The 14,935-nt window shown below is 70.7% G+C and carries 13 protein-coding genes; 9 read left to right on the top strand and 4 right to left on the bottom strand.

Translation table 11 applies throughout. The features are described 5' to 3' along the window. The first annotated feature begins 124 nt into the window (after nt 1–124). The 5 genes from atpA to CCZ36_RS24950 all read left to right on the top strand — a co-directional run bounded on the left by atpA (nt 125) and on the right by CCZ36_RS24950 (nt 5,124). The gene (gene atpA / locus CCZ36_RS24930; protein ID WP_069738916.1) at nt 125–1,696 is read left to right on the top strand and encodes a F0F1 ATP synthase subunit alpha; all 1,572 of its coding nucleotides are present in this window, start codon (nt 125–127) and stop codon (nt 1,694–1,696) included. Nucleotides 1,697–1,699: 3 nt separating this feature from the next. After that, nucleotides 1,700–2,617, top strand: coding sequence for a F0F1 ATP synthase subunit gamma (locus CCZ36_RS24935; RefSeq protein WP_069738915.1), 918 nt, complete (start codon nt 1,700–1,702; stop codon nt 2,615–2,617). Beyond that, nucleotides 2,617–4,059, top strand: a complete 1,443-nt coding sequence (atpD, locus tag CCZ36_RS24940) for a F0F1 ATP synthase subunit beta (RefSeq protein ID WP_069738914.1) — start codon at nt 2,617–2,619, stop codon at nt 4,057–4,059. The genes CCZ36_RS24935 and atpD overlap by 1 nt, the downstream gene beginning before the upstream one ends. A gap of 110 nt (nt 4,060–4,169) precedes the next feature. Beyond that, on the top strand, nt 4,170–4,544 hold the full coding sequence (locus tag CCZ36_RS24945; protein WP_006127594.1) for a F0F1 ATP synthase subunit epsilon: 375 nt from the start codon (nt 4,170–4,172) through the stop codon (nt 4,542–4,544). Nucleotides 4,545–4,677: 133 nt separating this feature from the next. After that, complete coding sequence (locus CCZ36_RS24950) at nt 4,678–5,124, top strand: DUF2550 domain-containing protein (protein WP_069738945.1); 447 nt, start codon at nt 4,678–4,680, stop codon at nt 5,122–5,124. 187 nt (nt 5,125–5,311) lie between these two features. Here CCZ36_RS24950 and CCZ36_RS24955 read toward each other — a convergent pair whose 3' ends face one another. The 3 genes from CCZ36_RS24955 to CCZ36_RS24965 form a co-directional block, all read right to left on the bottom strand. Then, nucleotides 5,312–7,183 (bottom strand): glycoside hydrolase family 18 chitinase, encoded by a 1,872-nt coding sequence (locus CCZ36_RS24955; RefSeq protein ID WP_069738913.1) that lies wholly within the window; start codon nt 7,181–7,183, stop codon nt 5,312–5,314. A 163-nt stretch (nt 7,184–7,346) separates the two neighbouring features. Continuing rightward, the gene (locus tag CCZ36_RS24960) at nt 7,347–7,997 is read right to left on the bottom strand and encodes a response regulator (protein ID WP_128818604.1); all 651 of its coding nucleotides are present in this window, start codon (nt 7,995–7,997) and stop codon (nt 7,347–7,349) included. After that, nucleotides 7,994–9,193 carry a sensor histidine kinase gene (locus CCZ36_RS24965; RefSeq protein ID WP_069738911.1) on the bottom strand — a complete coding sequence of 400 codons (1,200 nt, stop codon included), beginning with the start codon at nt 9,191–9,193 and terminating at the stop codon, nt 7,994–7,996. The genes CCZ36_RS24960 and CCZ36_RS24965 overlap by 4 nt, the downstream gene beginning before the upstream one ends. Before the next feature lie 150 nt (nt 9,194–9,343). On the opposite strand from CCZ36_RS24965, the gene CCZ36_RS24970 reads away from it, so the two are divergent. Continuing rightward, nucleotides 9,344–9,916, top strand: a complete 573-nt coding sequence (locus CCZ36_RS24970; protein ID WP_128818605.1) for a hypothetical protein — start codon at nt 9,344–9,346, stop codon at nt 9,914–9,916. A gap of 57 nt (nt 9,917–9,973) precedes the next feature. Here CCZ36_RS24970 and CCZ36_RS24975 read toward each other — a convergent pair whose 3' ends face one another. Further along, complete coding sequence (locus CCZ36_RS24975) at nt 9,974–10,546, bottom strand: cob(I)yrinic acid a,c-diamide adenosyltransferase (RefSeq protein ID WP_069742933.1); 573 nt, start codon at nt 10,544–10,546, stop codon at nt 9,974–9,976. Between the two features lie 204 nt (nt 10,547–10,750). Between CCZ36_RS24975 and CCZ36_RS24980 the strand changes: the two genes are divergently transcribed. The 3 genes from CCZ36_RS24980 (at nt 10,751) to CCZ36_RS24990 (ending at nt 14,934) form a co-directional block, all read left to right on the top strand. Then, the gene (locus tag CCZ36_RS24980) at nt 10,751–11,599 is read left to right on the top strand and encodes a 3-hydroxyacyl-CoA dehydrogenase family protein (protein WP_128818606.1); all 849 of its coding nucleotides are present in this window, start codon (nt 10,751–10,753) and stop codon (nt 11,597–11,599) included. A 276-nt stretch (nt 11,600–11,875) separates the two neighbouring features. Further along, nucleotides 11,876–12,199 carry an STAS domain-containing protein gene (locus tag CCZ36_RS24985; RefSeq protein WP_069738907.1) on the top strand — a complete coding sequence of 108 codons (324 nt, stop codon included), beginning with the start codon at nt 11,876–11,878 and terminating at the stop codon, nt 12,197–12,199. Nucleotides 12,200–12,435: 236 nt separating this feature from the next. Next, nucleotides 12,436–14,934, top strand: a complete 2,499-nt coding sequence (locus CCZ36_RS24990; protein ID WP_128818607.1) for an ATP-binding protein — start codon at nt 12,436–12,438, stop codon at nt 14,932–14,934. Nucleotide 14,935 lies beyond the last annotated feature (1 nt).

A 14,935-nucleotide genomic window follows, 5' to 3' on the forward strand; every position in this document is an offset into this window, starting at 1 on the left:
AGCAAGACCAAAGCAAGACCAGCGGCCCGGTTGGGCCGTGCAGAAATTGCAGAAGATTCCTGGGGGTCGGCCCCCAGACCCCCTTAAGAAACTTCGGGCCCAACAAGGAGAGCAGGGAACCCAGATGGCGGAGCTCACGATCCGGCCGGAGGAGATCCGGGACGCACTGGATAACTTTGTCCAGTCGTACCAGCCGGACGCGGCCTCGCGCGAGGAGGTCGGTACGGTCAGCGTTGCCGGCGACGGCATCGCGAAGGTGGAGGGTCTGCCCTCCGCCATGGCGAACGAGCTGCTGAAGTTCGAGGACGGCACCCTCGGTCTCGCCCTCAACCTCGAGGAGCGCGAGATCGGTGCGATCGTCCTCGGCGAGTTCAGCGGAATCGAGGAGGGCCAGCCGGTGCAGCGCACCGGTGAGGTGCTCTCCGTCGGCGTCGGCGAGGGCTACCTCGGCCGCGTCGTCGACCCGCTCGGCAACCCGATCGACGGTCTCGGCGAGATCGAGACCGACAGCCGCCGCGCCCTCGAGCTGCAGGCCCCTGGCGTCATGGTCCGCAAGTCGGTGCACGAGCCGATGCAGACCGGCTACAAGGCCGTCGACGCCATGGTGCCGATCGGCCGCGGCCAGCGTCAGCTGATCATCGGCGACCGTCAGACGGGTAAGACCGCGCTGGCCGTCGACACGATCATCAACCAGCGCGACAACTGGCGCTCGGGCGACGTGAACAAGCAGGTCCGCTGCATCTACGTCGCCATCGGTCAGAAGGGTTCCACCATCGCCTCCGTGCGTGGTGCGCTCGAAGAGGCCGGTGCGCTGGAGTACACGACCATCGTCGCCGCCCCGGCGTCCGACCCGGCCGGCTTCAAGTACCTGGCGCCGTACACCGGTTCGGCCATCGGCCAGCACTGGATGTACCAGGGCAAGCACGTCCTGATCATCTTCGACGACCTCTCGAAGCAGGCCGACGCCTACCGCGCCGTGTCCCTGCTGCTGCGCCGCCCGCCGGGCCGCGAGGCCTACCCGGGTGACGTCTTCTACCTGCACTCGCGTCTGCTGGAGCGCTGCGCCAAGCTCTCCGACGAGATGGGCGCCGGTTCGATGACGGGCCTCCCGATCGTCGAGACCAAGGCGAACGACGTGTCGGCGTTCATTCCGACCAACGTCATCTCCATCACCGACGGCCAGTGCTTCCTGGAGTCCGACCTGTTCAACGCGGGTCAGCGTCCGGCGCTCAACGTCGGTATCTCGGTCTCCCGAGTCGGTGGCTCCGCCCAGCACAAGGCCATGAAGCAGGTCTCCGGCCGGCTCCGCGTGGACCTCGCCCAGTACCGCGAGCTGGAGGCGTTCGCCGCCTTCGGTTCCGACCTGGACGCGGCCTCGAAGGCCTCGCTGGAGCGCGGTAAGCGCATGGTCGAGCTGCTGAAGCAGCCGCAGTACGCCCCGTTCCCGATGGAGGAGCAGGTCGTCTCCGTCTGGGCCGGCACCACGGGCAAGATGGACGACGTCCCGGTCGAGGACATCCGTCGCTTCGAAGCTGAGCTGCTGGAGTTCCTGCGCCGCGAGCGCAAGGACCTCCTGACCAGCATCGCCGAGGGCGGCAAGATGTCCGACGACACGCTGCAGTCGATCGCCGACGCGATCGCCGCCTTCAAGCAGCAGTTCGAGACCTCGGACGGCAAGCTCCTGGGCGAGGGCTGATCGATGGGCGCTCAGCTTCGCGTTTACAAGCGCCGCATCCAAGCCGTCACCGCGACCAAGAAGATCACCAAGGCGATGGAGATGATCGCCGCCTCGCGCATCGTCAAGGCGCAGCGCAAGGTGGCGGCATCGCAGCCGTACGCGACCGAGCTCACCCGCGCGGTGACCGCGGTGGCGACCGGCTCCGACGCCAACCACCCGCTCACCACCGAGGTCGAGACCCCGACCCGGGCCGCGGTCCTGCTCATCACGAGCGACCGCGGTCTGGCCGGCGGTTACTCCTCCAACGCCATCAAGGCCGCGGAGCGACTGCGGGAGCGCCTTGCCTCCGAGGGCAAGGAGGTCGACACGTACATCGTCGGCCGCAAGGGTGTCGCGTACTACGGCTTCCGCGAGCGCAAGGTCGAGGACTCCTGGACCGGCTTCACCGACAACCCGGCGTACAGCGATGCCAAGCGCATCGCCGCCCCGTTGATCGCGGCCATCCAGAAGGAAACGGCCGAGGGCGGCGTCGACGAGCTGCACATCGTCTTCACGGAATTCGTGTCGATGATGACGCAGAACGCGGTCGACGCCCGGATGCTGCCGCTTTCGCTCGACGATGTGGCCGGGGAGAGCACCCGCAAGGGTGAGATCCTGCCGCTCTTCGAGTTCGAGCCGTCGGCCGAGGACGTCCTCGACGCCCTTCTGCCGCGCTACGTCGAGAGCCGTATCTACAACGCACTGCTGCAGGCGGCCGCTTCCGAGCACGCCGCCCGCCGCCGTGCGATGAAGTCGGCCACCGACAACGCCGGGGACCTCATCAAGAGCCTGTCCCGGCTTGCCAACGCGGCCCGCCAGGCCGAAATCACCCAGGAAATCAGCGAGATCGTCGGCGGTGCCAGTGCTCTGGCCGACGCGACCGCGGGGAGTGACAAGTAATGACGACCACTGTTGAGACGGCCGCTGCCACGGGCCGCGTCGCCCGGGTCATCGGCCCGGTCGTCGACGTGGAGTTCCCCGTCGACGCGATGCCGGAGATCTACAACGCCCTCCACGTCGAGGTCGCCGACCCGGCCGAGGACGGCGCCCGCAAGACGCTGACCCTGGAAGTGGCCCAGCACCTGGGCGACGGCGTGGTCCGCGCGATCTCGATGCAGCCCACCGACGGTCTGGTCCGCCAGGCCCCGGTGACCGACACGGGCACGGGCATCACCGTCCCCGTCGGTGACGTGACCAAGGGCAAGGTCTTCAACACCCTCGGTCAGATCCTGAACGAGCCCGAGGCCGAGTCGCAGATCACCGAGCGCTGGCCGATCCACCGCAAGGCTCCGGCCTTCGACCAGCTCGAGTCCAAGACCGAGATGTTCGAGACCGGCCTGAAGGTCGTCGACCTCCTCACCCCGTACGTCAAGGGTGGAAAGATCGGTCTGTTCGGTGGTGCGGGCGTCGGCAAGACGGTCCTCATCCAGGAAATGATCATGCGTGTGGCGAAGCTGCACGACGGTGTGTCGGTGTTCGCCGGTGTCGGTGAGCGCACCCGTGAGGGCAACGACCTCATCGACGAGATGACCGAGTCGGGCGTTCTGGACAAGACCGCGCTCGTCTTCGGCCAGATGGACGAGCCGCCGGGGACGCGTCTGCGCGTGGCCCTGTCCGCCCTGACCATGGCGGAGTACTTCCGCGATGTGCAGAAGCAGGACGTGCTGCTCTTCATCGACAACATCTTCCGCTTCACGCAGGCCGGCTCCGAGGTCTCCACGCTGCTCGGCCGCATGCCGTCCGCGGTGGGTTACCAGCCGACCCTGGCCGACGAGATGGGTGTGCTCCAGGAGCGCATCACCTCGACGCGTGGTCACTCGATCACCTCGATGCAGGCGATCTACGTCCCCGCGGACGACCTGACCGACCCGGCCCCGGCCACCACGTTCGCCCACCTCGACGCGACGACGGTTCTCTCCCGTCCGATCTCCGAGAAGGGCATCTACCCGGCCGTGGACCCGCTGGACTCCACGTCCCGCATCCTGGACCCGCGTTACATCTCCCAGGACCACTACGCCGCGGCCAGCCGCGTCAAGGGGATCCTGCAGAAGTACAAGGACCTCCAGGACATCATCGCGATCCTCGGTATCGACGAGCTGGGCGAGGAGGACAAGCTCGTCGTCCACCGTGCCCGTCGCGTCGAGCGCTTCCTGTCGCAGAACACCCACGCCGCTAAGCAGTTCACCGGCCTGGACGGTTCGGACGTCCCGCTCGACGAGTCGATCGCCGCGTTCAACGCGATCTGCGACGGGGAGTACGACCACTTCCCCGAGCAGGCGTTCTTCATGTGCGGTGGCCTGGACGACCTCAAGGCCAAGGCCAAGGAGCTCGGCGTCTCCTGAGCCTCCGGCTCACCGAGGGGGGTGGGTGTGGTCCCACCCCCCTCACCACGCCCCGTAGAATTGACCCAACACCCGGCCGGGCGGCCGGGTGGTGACCCGAGGAGCCACCCTTGGCTGCTGAGCTGCATGTCGAGCTGGTCGCCGCGGACCGAAGTGTCTGGTCCGGCGAGGCCACCCTGGTCGTCGCGCGTACCACGTCCGGCGACATCGGCGTCATGCCCGGTCACCAGCCGCTTCTCGGTGTGCTGGAATCGGGCCCGGTGACGATCCGCACGAGCGAGGGCGGCACCGTCGTCGCCGCCGTGCACGGTGGATTCATCTCGTTCGCGGACGACAAGCTGTCGCTGCTGGCCGAGATCGCCGAGCTGGCCGACGAGATCGATGTCGAGCGCGCCGAGCGGGCGCTGGAGCTCGCGAAGTCGGATGCCGACGCTGCCGCCGAGCGGCGCGCCGAGATCCGTCTGCGCGCGGTGGCGGTGCGCTAGCACCCCCACTGACAGATGTTTTTACTCAGCCGCGGCCCGAGCTGGAGCGATCCAGCCGTGTCGCGGCTGAGGCGATGCAGGTGCAATACGGTTGCGGTGTTCGTTACTCGACGATGCGAGGAGGTCGGTGGAGATGGTCCTCGCGTTGTGGGTGGGCTTGTCCGTCGTCATCGTGGTCCTGCTGGGGCTGTTCGTCTTCGGTCTGCGCCGGCGGCTGATCCAGCGCTCCGGAGGGACTTTCGACTGCAGTCTGCGCTGGGATGTCTCCGAGGAACCGGACTCCCTCGGCAAAGGCTGGGTGTACGGGGTCGCCCGCTACAGCGGTGACCGCGTCGACTGGTTCCGGGTCTTCTCCTACGCTCCTCGCCCCCGCCGGGGCCTGGAGCGTTCTGCGATCGAGGTGATCGCCCGCCGGATGCCGGAGGGCGAGGAGGAGCTCGCCCTGCTGTCCGACTCCGTCGTGCTCGCCTGTCTCCACCGGGAGACGCGCCTGGAGCTGGCGATGAGCGAGGACGCGCTGACCGGCTTCCTCGCCTGGCTGGAGGCGGCACCGCCCGGCCAGCGGGTCAATGTGGCCTGATATGCAGTCCCGCTGGTAGGGGGTCCCCCCGGACGAAGTCTGGGGGAGGGTGAACGTGGCGTAGCGGGCCGTACCCGCCGTACGCACGACCGTACGCAGCGAAAAACCGGGGAGACGGGGGGCGGACCCGTCTCCCCGGTGCTTTTCCGGGGTGGTGCTTTACGTGCTTCGCGCTACGGCGTGGGGATTACTTCAGGCCGTTGGCCATCGCGCTCACGAGCTCGCCGTTGGTGGTGTCACCGGAGAACTCCCAGGAGAACGCGCCTCCCAGGCCCTGGTTCTTCGCCCAGGTCATCTTCGAGCCGACGGTGGCCGGGGTGTCGTAGCTCCACCAGTTGGTGCCGCAGTGGGCGTACGCGGTGCCGGCGATGGTGCCGGTCGACGGGCAGGAGCTCTTGAGGACCTTGTAGTCCTCGATGCCCGCCTCGTACGTGCCCTGCGCCGCGCCGGTCGCCGTGCCGCCCGGGGCGGCCTGGGTGACGCCGGTCCAGCCGCGGCCGTAGAAGCCGATGCCGAGGAGCAGCTTCTTGGCCGGGACGCCCTTCGCCTTCAGCTTGGCGATGGCGTCGGCGGACGTGAAGCCCTGCTGCGGGATGCCGGCGTACGAGGTCAGCGGGGAGTGCGGGGCCGTGGGGCCCTGCTTCGCCCAGGCGCCGAAGAAGTCGTACGTCATCACGTTGTACCAGTCGAAGGACTTGGCGGCGCCCGCGTAGTCCGCGGCATCGATCTTGCCGCCGTCGGAGGCGTCCGCGGTGATGGCGGCGGTGACCAGGTAGTTCGCGCCGAACTTCGCGCGCATCGCGTCGGCCATGGTCTTGATCGCGGCCGGGCCGCTGGTGTCACAGCTCAGACCACAGGCGTTGGGGTACTCCCAGTCCAGGTCGATGCCGTCGAAGACATCGGCCCAGCGCGGGTCCTCGACCAGGTCGTAGCAGGACTGGGCGAAGGCCGCGGGGTTCTGGACGGCCTGGCCGAAGCCGCCGGACCAGGTCCAGCCGCCGAACGACCAGAGGACCTTGATGTGCGGGTACTTGGCCTTCAGCTTGCGCAGCTGGTTGAAGTTGCCGCGCAGCGGCTGGTCCCAGGTGTCCGCGACGCCGTCGACGGACTGGTCGGCGGTGTACGCCTTGTCGTAGTCGGCGTACGCGTCGCCGATGGTGCACTTGCCGTTCTGCACGTTGCCGAAGGCGTAGTTGATGTGCGTGATCTTCGCGGCCGTGCCGGACGTCACCAGGTTCTTCACGTGGTAGTTGCGCCCGTAGACGCCCCAGTTGGTGAAGTAGCCCATGTTGATCTTGTCGCCGCCGGGCTGCTCGCCGCCGCCACCGGTGGTGCGAACGGCGGTGGAGGCGGAGACCGGGCCGGTCTGGTCGGCGGTGTCCCGGGCCTGCACGGCGTAGGAGTAGTCGGTGCCCGCCGTCAGGCCGGTGTTGGTGTACGTGGTGCCGGTGACCGTGGCGACCTTCGCGCCGTCACGCAGGACGTCGTAGTTCTTGACGCCCTTGTCGTCGGTGGCCGCGCTCCAGCTGAGCTTCACCGAGGTGTCGGTGATGTCGCTCGCGGTGGGCTTGCCGGGGGCGGAGGGCGCGTTGTCGCCGGGCACGGAGCCGCCGTCACAGGAGGCGCCGTTCAGCTTGCAGCCCGTGGGGGAGCCGGAGCCGGTGCCGTTGAAACCGAAGCTGACGCTGGCGCCGGGCGCGACGGTCCCGTTCCAGGAGAGGTTCTTGGCGGTGTAGTGGTTGCCGCTCTTGGTGAGGTTGGCGTCCCAGGCGGAGCCCGCCGCGGTGCCCGAGGGGAAGTCCCACTCGATGGTCCAGGAGGAGAGCGCGGTGGTGCCGGTGTTCTTCACCGTCCACTGGCCCTCGAAGCCGCTGCCCCAGTCCGACTTCTTGGTGTACGTGGCGGTGGCCGACGTGGCCGCCGAGGCGGGGGTGGCGAGTCCGACCATCGCGGCCAGCGGGACGACCAGCGCGGTCAGGCCCGCGACGACCTTGGATCTGCCGCTGAATGCGGGCACCCATCGGAATCTGGAACGGCGTAGGGGGGTTTCAGTGCTCAACGGTGCTCCTCGGGTGAGGTCCAACAAACGGGGGTGATTCGTGGACTGCAAACCCTGCGCCGCCCTGAGTACGGGTGCTCTCGTACTCACCGCAGTGTTCCGGTGACAGTAGGAAGGTCTGGACCAATCGTCAAGAGGTCTGGACCAAAGATCGCGGTCCAGCTCAGATCCCCAACTCCTGCGCCAGAACCGCCGCCTGGACCCGACTGCGCAGCTCCAGCTTCCCGAGCAGCCTGCTGACATGGGTCTTCACCGTGGCCTCCGCCATCGACAGCCGCGCCGCGATCTCCGCGTTCGACAGCCCTTCGCCCAGGCACCCCAGCACCTCCCGCTCCCGCCGGGTCAGGGTGTCCAGCACCACCGGATCGGCCGTCTCCCTCGCGCGTGCGGGCGTGGTCCCCGCGAACTCCGCGATGAGCCGACGGGTCACCGCCGGGGCGATCAGCCCCTCGCCGCGCGCCACCGTCCGTACCGCCTCCAGCAGTTCGCGGGCGTCGGTGTTCTTCAGCAGAAAGCCACTGGCGCCCGCGCGCAGCGCCCCGAAGACGTACTCGTCCAGGTCGAACGTGGTCAGCACCAGGACGTCCGCCAGCTCCTCGGCCACCACCTGCCGGGTCGCCGACACCCCGTCCAGCCGGGGCATCTGCACATCCATCAGGACGAGATCCGGACGGAGTTCACGAGCCAGGCGCACCGCCGCCTCGCCGTCCCCCGCCTCCCCGACGACCTCGATGTCCGGCGCGCTGGAGAGGATCAGTACGAGCCCCGCGCGTACCGCCGCCTGGTCCTCGGCCACCAGTACCCGGATCGTCATTCCCGCATCTCCCTCTCCCGTACGGGCAGTTCGGCCCGTACCCGCCAGATCTTCGTGCCGTCGCCGCTCGGTTCGGCCCCCGCCGCGAAGGCCCCGCCGAGCAGGGCCACCCGCTCCCGCATGCCCACGAGACCCGCCCCCGAGCCGGGCGCGGTCGGCCCGGCCCGGTTGCCGAACGTACTGGTCACCTCGACCGTCAACACCTCTCCGGCTTGGCCGAGCCGCACCACGACCGGGCCCGGCGCCGCGTGCTTGACGGCGTTGGTCAGGGACTCCTGCACGATCCGGTACGCGGCCAGCTCGACCGGCGTCGGCAGCGCCCCGGCCGCCGGGTCCCGGGTGTCCCGAAGGGTGCAGACCAGCCCGCCGGACGCCCCGTTGACGTTCGTCTGCTCGATCAGGGAGTCCAGGGCGGCGAGCGTCGGGGCCGCGGCCGGCGCCCGGTCCTCGCCGCCCTCCCGCAGCAGCCCGATCAGCCGGCGCATCTCCGCGAGTCCCTCGACGCTGTTCTCGCGGATCACCTTCAGGGCGTTCCGCGAGGTCTCCGGGTCGTCGATGGACAGGGCCGCCGTGGAGTGGATCGCCACGGCGGAGAGGTGGTTGGCCACCATGTCGTGCAGCTCCCGGGCCATCCGGGCCCGTTCGGCGATCACCGCCTGGGTCCGGTCCATCTCGGCGAGTCGGGCGGTCTGGGCGGCGGCCAGCCGGGCCGCGTCGGCGGCGGTGCGATGGCTGCGCACGCTCACTCCCGTGAGGGCGGGGATGAAGGAGACCAGCCCGATGACCAGGCCGATCAGCAACGCCTCGGGCTTGCGGAACCAGGCCAGGAAGCCGATCGTCGACGCCACGGTGACCAGCAGCGTGGCCACCGGGAGGCGGCGGGCGGCGGCCGGGGTCCCGTACAGCACGGCCGCGTACATGACGTCCGTGAACATCAGGATGGTGGCGAGGCTGCCCCGGGTGAACTGGTCCGCCACCAGCGCGAGCGTGCCGACGGTCAGCGCCGTGCGCGGGGCGTCGCGGCGCAGCAGTTCGGCCGCGGCCATGGCGGTCAGCGGTACGAGGGTGACCCAGGGCGCGGAGAAGGGGTGGCCGCCCTGGGTGTGGAGGCCCAGCAGCCACAGCAGCAGCCCTCCGAGCAGCCCGGACACGGCGAGGGCCACCGCGTCGCGGTCGGGGCGGATCGAGGTGAGCACCCCTCCATCCAACACGCAGCACCGCCTCCGGACCTCCCTTCGCGGGCTGATCCACGACTACATCGAAGGATGCAGTCCGGTTTCGTCACTGCCGACGACGCCACCGCGCCCTGCGGCCGGGAGGCTGGAAGGGAACGGGAGGAGAGAGTCGTGATCGCCCTACTGGTCGTGGCCTGCGAGGTCGCATTCTGGGTTCTGCTGGCCGCCGGACTCGCCCTGCGGTATGTCGCGAGGAAGCCGAGGCTCGGCGCGGCCGTGCTGCTGTGCGAGCCGCTGCTGGAGGTCGTGCTGCTGGTGGTGACGGCCATCGACCTGAAGAACGGGGCCGAGCCCGACTGGAAGCACGGGCTGGCCGCCGTCTACATCGGCTTCACGGCGGGGCTCGGCCACCACACCATCAAGAAGGTGGACGCCTGGGTCGCCCACCGCTGGTTCGGCGGCCCGCCGCCGGTCAAGCCGCCGAAGTACGGCACGGCCCGCGCGATCCACGAGTGGCGTACGGCCGCCCGCTGGATCCTCGCCGCGGTGGTCGCCCTCGCCCTGCTCCAGGCGGCGGTCTGGTACGTCGGCCCGGACGGGGCGATCAGCTCGCTGCGGTCCTGGCAGCAGAAGATGGGCCTCGTGATCGGGATCAACCTGATCATCGCGGGGGGCTACACGGTGTGGCCGAAGCAGCCCCCCAAGGACGCGGTGACGGACCGCGAGCCCGCCGACCGCTTTTAGGACCTGTCGTGCCCGGCCGCCGGGCGGGCATGTACGACAGGCCCTGGGCCTCACGGCCTACCGCTCGCCGCCCGGCACCCACAGCACGTCCCCGACCTCCTTGTTCGCGCACCGCGCCAGGATGAACAGGAGGTCGGAGAGGCGGTTGAGGTAGGTGGCGGTGAGGGGATTCATCGACTCGCCGTGCACCTCCAGGGCCGCCCAGGTGGACCGCTCGGCCCGCCGGACCACCGTGCACGCCTGGTGCAGCAGAGCCGCCCCCGGCGTACCGCCCGGCAGGATGAAGCTGCGGAGCTTCTCCAGCTCCTCCAGGAAGCGGTCGCAGTCCGCCTCCAGCTTGTCGACGTAGGACTGCTCGACCCGCAGCGGCGGGTACTTCGGGTCCTCGACCACCGGGGTGGAGAGGTCCGCGCCCACGTCGAACAGGTCGTTCTGGACGCGGACGAGGACCTTCACCACGTCCTCCGGCAGCTGCCCGAGCGCGATGGCGGTCCCGATCACCGCGTTGGCCTCATTGGCGTCCGCGTACGCCGAGATCCGCAGATCGGTCTTGGCGGTGCGGCTCATGTCGCCGAGGGCCGTCGTGCCCTGGTCGCCGGTCCGGGTGTAGATGCGCGTCAGATTGACCATGGGGCCAGCGTAGTGACGCGGGAGCCTCAACTACGCGCGGCGCGGAGCCGAATGACGCGTCCCGGTGTGATGTCCGTCATCTGAGACGTGACGCGCATCTCTTCACCGCCCCAGCGCGCCCGACGGGTACTAACCTCCGCCGGAGAGTATGTGAACCCCCGTGAACTCAAGCGCACGGGCGAACAGAAACCAAGGGGTGCGAACGTGGCCAGGAAGCTCGCCGTCATCGGGGCCGGACTCATGGGATCCGGGATCGCGCAGGTCTCCGCCCAGGCGGGCTGGGACGTCGTGCTGCGGGACGTCACCGACGCCGCGCTGACCCGGGGCCATGACGGGATCAAGGCCTCGTACGACAAGTTCGTCGCCAAGGGCAAGCTGGAGGCGGCCGACGCCGAGGCCGCGCTCGGCCGCATCACCACGACCACCGACCTCGACGCCGTGGCCGACGCGGACGTCGTCGTGGAGGCCGTCTTCGAGAAGCTCGAGGTCAAGCACGAGATCTTCCGCGCCCTCGACAAGGTCGTCGGCGAGCACACCGTCCTCGCCTCCAACACCTCCGCCATCCCGATCACCAAGATCGCGGCCGTGACCGAGCGCCCCGAGCGCGTGGTCGGTGTGCACTTCTTCTCGCCGGTCCCGATGATGCAGCTCTGCGAGCTGGTGCGCGGCTACAAGACCAGCGACGAAACCCTCGCCACCGCAAGGCAGTTCGCCGAGTCGGTCGGCAAGACCTGCATCGTCGTCAACCGCGACGTGGCGGGCTTCGTCACCACCCGGCTGATCTCGGCGCTCGTCGTCGAGGCCGCCAAGCTGTACGAGTCGGGCGTCGCGACCGCCGAGGACATCGACATCGCCTGCAAGCTGGGCTTCGGCCACGCCATGGGCCCGCTCGCCACCGCGGACCTGACCGGCGTCGATATCCTGCTGCACGCCACGAGCAACATCTACACCGAGTCGCAGGACGAGAAGTTCGCCGCCCCCGAACTGATGCGCCGGATGGTCGACGCAGGTGACATCGGGCGCAAGAGCGGGCAGGGCTTCTACACGTACTGATCGGATCCTCGACGGATCCTGATCGGATCCGCCCTCTCGGCCCGGCCGGCTCACCGCCGTCCGGGCCCGGGAAGCCGGGGATTCTACCCGGCGGTGACCGGCAGCCGATGAACCGGAGTCACTCCACCGAGTGAATTCGGTATCGGTTCGCTCACAGACGGCAACTTCCCCGTCGTCGCGGCCGTCAGTGGTGGCAGAGGCACGGTCGGCGACGACGGCGGATCAGACGGACAGACAGACGACGGACTTACTACGGAGCATGAGCGGGGAGCGCATATGCACATCAGGGGCGACCACGCCGAGCTGGTCGTCGGGGGCCGCCTCGACGTCCGAAGCGCGGCGGACGCCCGTACGGTCCTGCACTCCGCCGTGGACGACGGAGTCGGCGACCTCGTGCTGGACCTGACCGGGCTGGACTCCTGGGACGCCACCGGGCTCGGCGTCATCATGGGGGCCCACCGCCGGGCCGGACGGGCCGGCCGCCGCCTCGTGCTGCGCGGCGTGCCACCGCAGATGCAGCGGCTCCTGGTGGCCACCCGGCTGCACCGCATCCTGGCCATCGAGGGCGGCATCGCAGCGGAGTCGCTGCCACGCGTCTGAGGTGTACGGCGGGCGGGCCCGGGCATCAGACACGGAAGTCACGCAATCCTCACCGGAACGTGACGTCCTGGACGGCGTGGCACCCCGGCGGTTTATGCATACTGTGCCAAGGTCTAGGGTTCGGCCGTCCGCCGAATGACAACGAACCCATGGCGGACACCGGACCGGAAGCGACAGCGGGGCGCGTGTGAGGCCGGGAGGGGCGACCACGCACGACGCGTCTGGGGGACTTTGCGATGGACCCGACACACCGGGCACCCGATGAGTACGGGCAGGACCACGACCGCTCCGACGGCGAACCCGGCCAGCGCCGGCCGTCCCGTGACTCCGGCGGCGCCGACTTCGGCCCGCAGACGCCGCAGCAGGTCCGCGTCGTCCAGCTGACCGTCGGCGACCTGCTGCTCACGGTCAACCCCGTCGACGGCAGCGAGGTCGAGGCCATCCCGCCCGGCTCCGGACCCGACGCCCCGGTCCGCCGTACCCCCGCCGAACGCGCCGACCACGAACGCGCGGGTGCGCCCCCCGTGCCCGCCGGTCCGCCCGCCCCGCAGCTGCCGCTCCTGGAGCGCCAGGAGGAGCGCGAGCGCCTGGTCCGCCTGCTGGCGCGCGGCCGCAGCGTCCGCCTCACCGGCCAGCCCGGCTCCGGCCGCACCGCGCTGCTCGACGCCGTCGCCGCCGACTGCGCCGGCCTGGCCCCCGACGGGGTCGTCCGCCTCAACGGCCGCGGCCGTACCGGCGCCGACCTGCTGCACGCCCTCTTCGACGCCGTCTACAAGGCCCCGGGCCATCGTCCCGACCGGGACGAACTGCTCGCGCTCGTCCGCTCCATCGGCGCCGTCGTCGTCGTCGACGACCTGGAGGCCGGCGGGGCGGCCCTCGACGAACTGCTCGCCGCCACCCCCGAGTGCGCCTTCCTGCTCGCCGCCACCACCGAGACCACCCCCGGCGTCGACGCCCACCTGGAGGAGGTCCTCCTCGCCGGCCTCGGCCGCGGCGCCTCGCTGACCCTGCTGGAGAAGGTCGTCGAGCGTCCCCTCACCGAGGAGGAGCGGAACTGGGCGGGCGACCTCTGGTTCGAGTCCGAGGGCCTGCCGCTCCGCTTCGTCCAGGCCGGATCCCTCCTCGTCCAGCGCGACCGGCTGCGCACCGCCCCCGAGGAGGCCTTCGACGAGTACGACTACTTCGAGCCACGCGCCGACGACGCGCCCCCGGCCCCCGTCGCACCCACCGCCGAATCCCTCGACGTCCCCCTGCCGAGCCTCGGCGAGGGCGCCGCGCCCGCCGAGCTGCTCGCCTCCCGGCTCAGCGAGGCGGCCCGCGCCACCCTGCGCTTCGCCGTCGCCCTCGGCGGCGAGGTGCCCCACCAGGCCCATCTGCCGGCCCTCGTGGGCGACACCCACGCGGACGCCGCGCTCGGCGAGCTCGCGGGCTGCGGCCTCCTCTCCCCGGCCGGGCCGCGCTACCGGCTCGCCGCCGGAGTCCTCGCCCAGCTCGTGGCGGCCGGCTACGAGGACGACGCCGCCGCCCACGCCCGTACCGCCGCCCAGCACTACGCCTGGTGGACCTCGCACCCCTCGGTCACCCCGCAGCGGGCCGTCGCCGAGGCCGACGCGATCGTCGCCTCCCTGGCCCGGCTGGTCCCGGGCGACGAGGCGGGAGCGGCCAGCGCGGCCGTCCTGCTGGCCCGCAGCGCCTCCCCGGCCTTCGCCGCCGGGCTGGGCTGGGGTGCCTGGGAGCGGGCGCTCAGGATCGGCCAGGAGGCCGCCAGGATGGTCGGCGAGGTCGCCGAAGAGGCGTACTTCCACCATGAGTTGGGCGTCCTCGCGCTCTGCACCGGCAACCCGGACCGGGCCCGGACCGAGCTGGAGACCTCGATCGGGATGCGCGGCGTGCTCGCCGACAAGTCCGGGGCCGTGGCCGGACGCCGTGCCCTCGCCCTGGTCGCGGACCGCTCCGGCGACTTCGCCCCTCTCGGCGGCGCCCCCTCGGGCGACGAGGCGACCGCCGTACGCCAGGGCCTTCCCGGTACCCCGCCGGGCGGGATATCCGCGGCGCCCCTGTTCCTCCGCGACACCGCCGGGGAGGAGCCCACGGTCATCTCCTCGCTGCCGCCCGCCCCCGCCGCGCGCAAGGTCTCCGGCCGTGCCGTCCTGGGCGGCGCCCGGCGCAACCTGGCCGCCGCGGGCGCGGGAGCCCTGCTGATCGCGGTGCTCGGCACCGTCGTCACCCTCGGCGTCACCTCGGACGGCGACGAGCCCGACAGCCGTAACGTCACCACCGAGCAGACGGCCACCGAGGACCCGGCCGACGAGGGTTCGACCGACGACGGGACGGACGACGTCCCGTCCCCGACCGAGGCCACCACCGACGAGACGTCCGCGACCCCGGGCGCCTCCGGATCGGCGAGCCCCAGCACCTCCGGCTCGCCCTCCCCGAGCGCCTCCTCGTCGAGCGGTACGTCGCCGACGGGCGAGCCGACGGACGGGGAGAGCAGCACGCCGGGCAGCCCGACGCCGACGAAGACGTCGCCCCGGCCCACGAAGACCGAGACCGAGAGCCCGAGCCCCACGCCCTCCGAGTCGGAGAGCGAGTCGCCGGACCCGACGCCCACCGACGAGCCCCCGGAGCCGCCCCCGGCGGAGACCTCCTCCGCGGTCGGCGGGCCGGCGGAATCCGCCTCCGCCTCGGCCCCCGTCGAGTCCGCGAGCGCATCGGAGTCCGACGCGGCGGCCTGAG

This window comes from Streptomyces sp. S063, from assembly GCF_002832675.1.
In the GTDB taxonomy this organism is placed as follows: Bacteria; Actinomycetota; Actinomycetes; order Streptomycetales; family Streptomycetaceae; genus Streptomyces; species Streptomyces sindenensis.

What these genes read in the sequence shown, in the direction of transcription:
- CCZ36_RS24985 (WP_069738907.1), top strand. Translation starts at nt 11,876, where the DNA reads ATGCACATCAGGGGCGACCACGCCGAGCTGGTCGTCGGGGGCCGCCTC.
- CCZ36_RS24990 (WP_128818607.1), top strand. Translation starts at nt 12,436, where the DNA reads ATGGACCCGACACACCGGGCACCCGATGAGTACGGGCAGGACCACGAC.
- atpA (WP_069738916.1), top strand. Translation starts at nt 125, where the DNA reads ATGGCGGAGCTCACGATCCGGCCGGAGGAGATCCGGGACGCACTGGAT.
- atpD (WP_069738914.1), top strand. Translation starts at nt 2,617, where the DNA reads ATGACGACCACTGTTGAGACGGCCGCTGCCACGGGCCGCGTCGCCCGG.
- CCZ36_RS24950 (WP_069738945.1), top strand. Translation starts at nt 4,678, where the DNA reads ATGGTCCTCGCGTTGTGGGTGGGCTTGTCCGTCGTCATCGTGGTCCTG.
- CCZ36_RS24935 (WP_069738915.1), top strand. Translation starts at nt 1,700, where the DNA reads ATGGGCGCTCAGCTTCGCGTTTACAAGCGCCGCATCCAAGCCGTCACC.
- CCZ36_RS24960 (WP_128818604.1), bottom strand. Translation starts at nt 7,997, where the DNA reads ATGACGATCCGGGTACTGGTGGCCGAGGACCAGGCGGCGGTACGCGCG.
- CCZ36_RS24975 (WP_069742933.1), bottom strand. Translation starts at nt 10,546, where the DNA reads ATGGTCAATCTGACGCGCATCTACACCCGGACCGGCGACCAGGGCACG.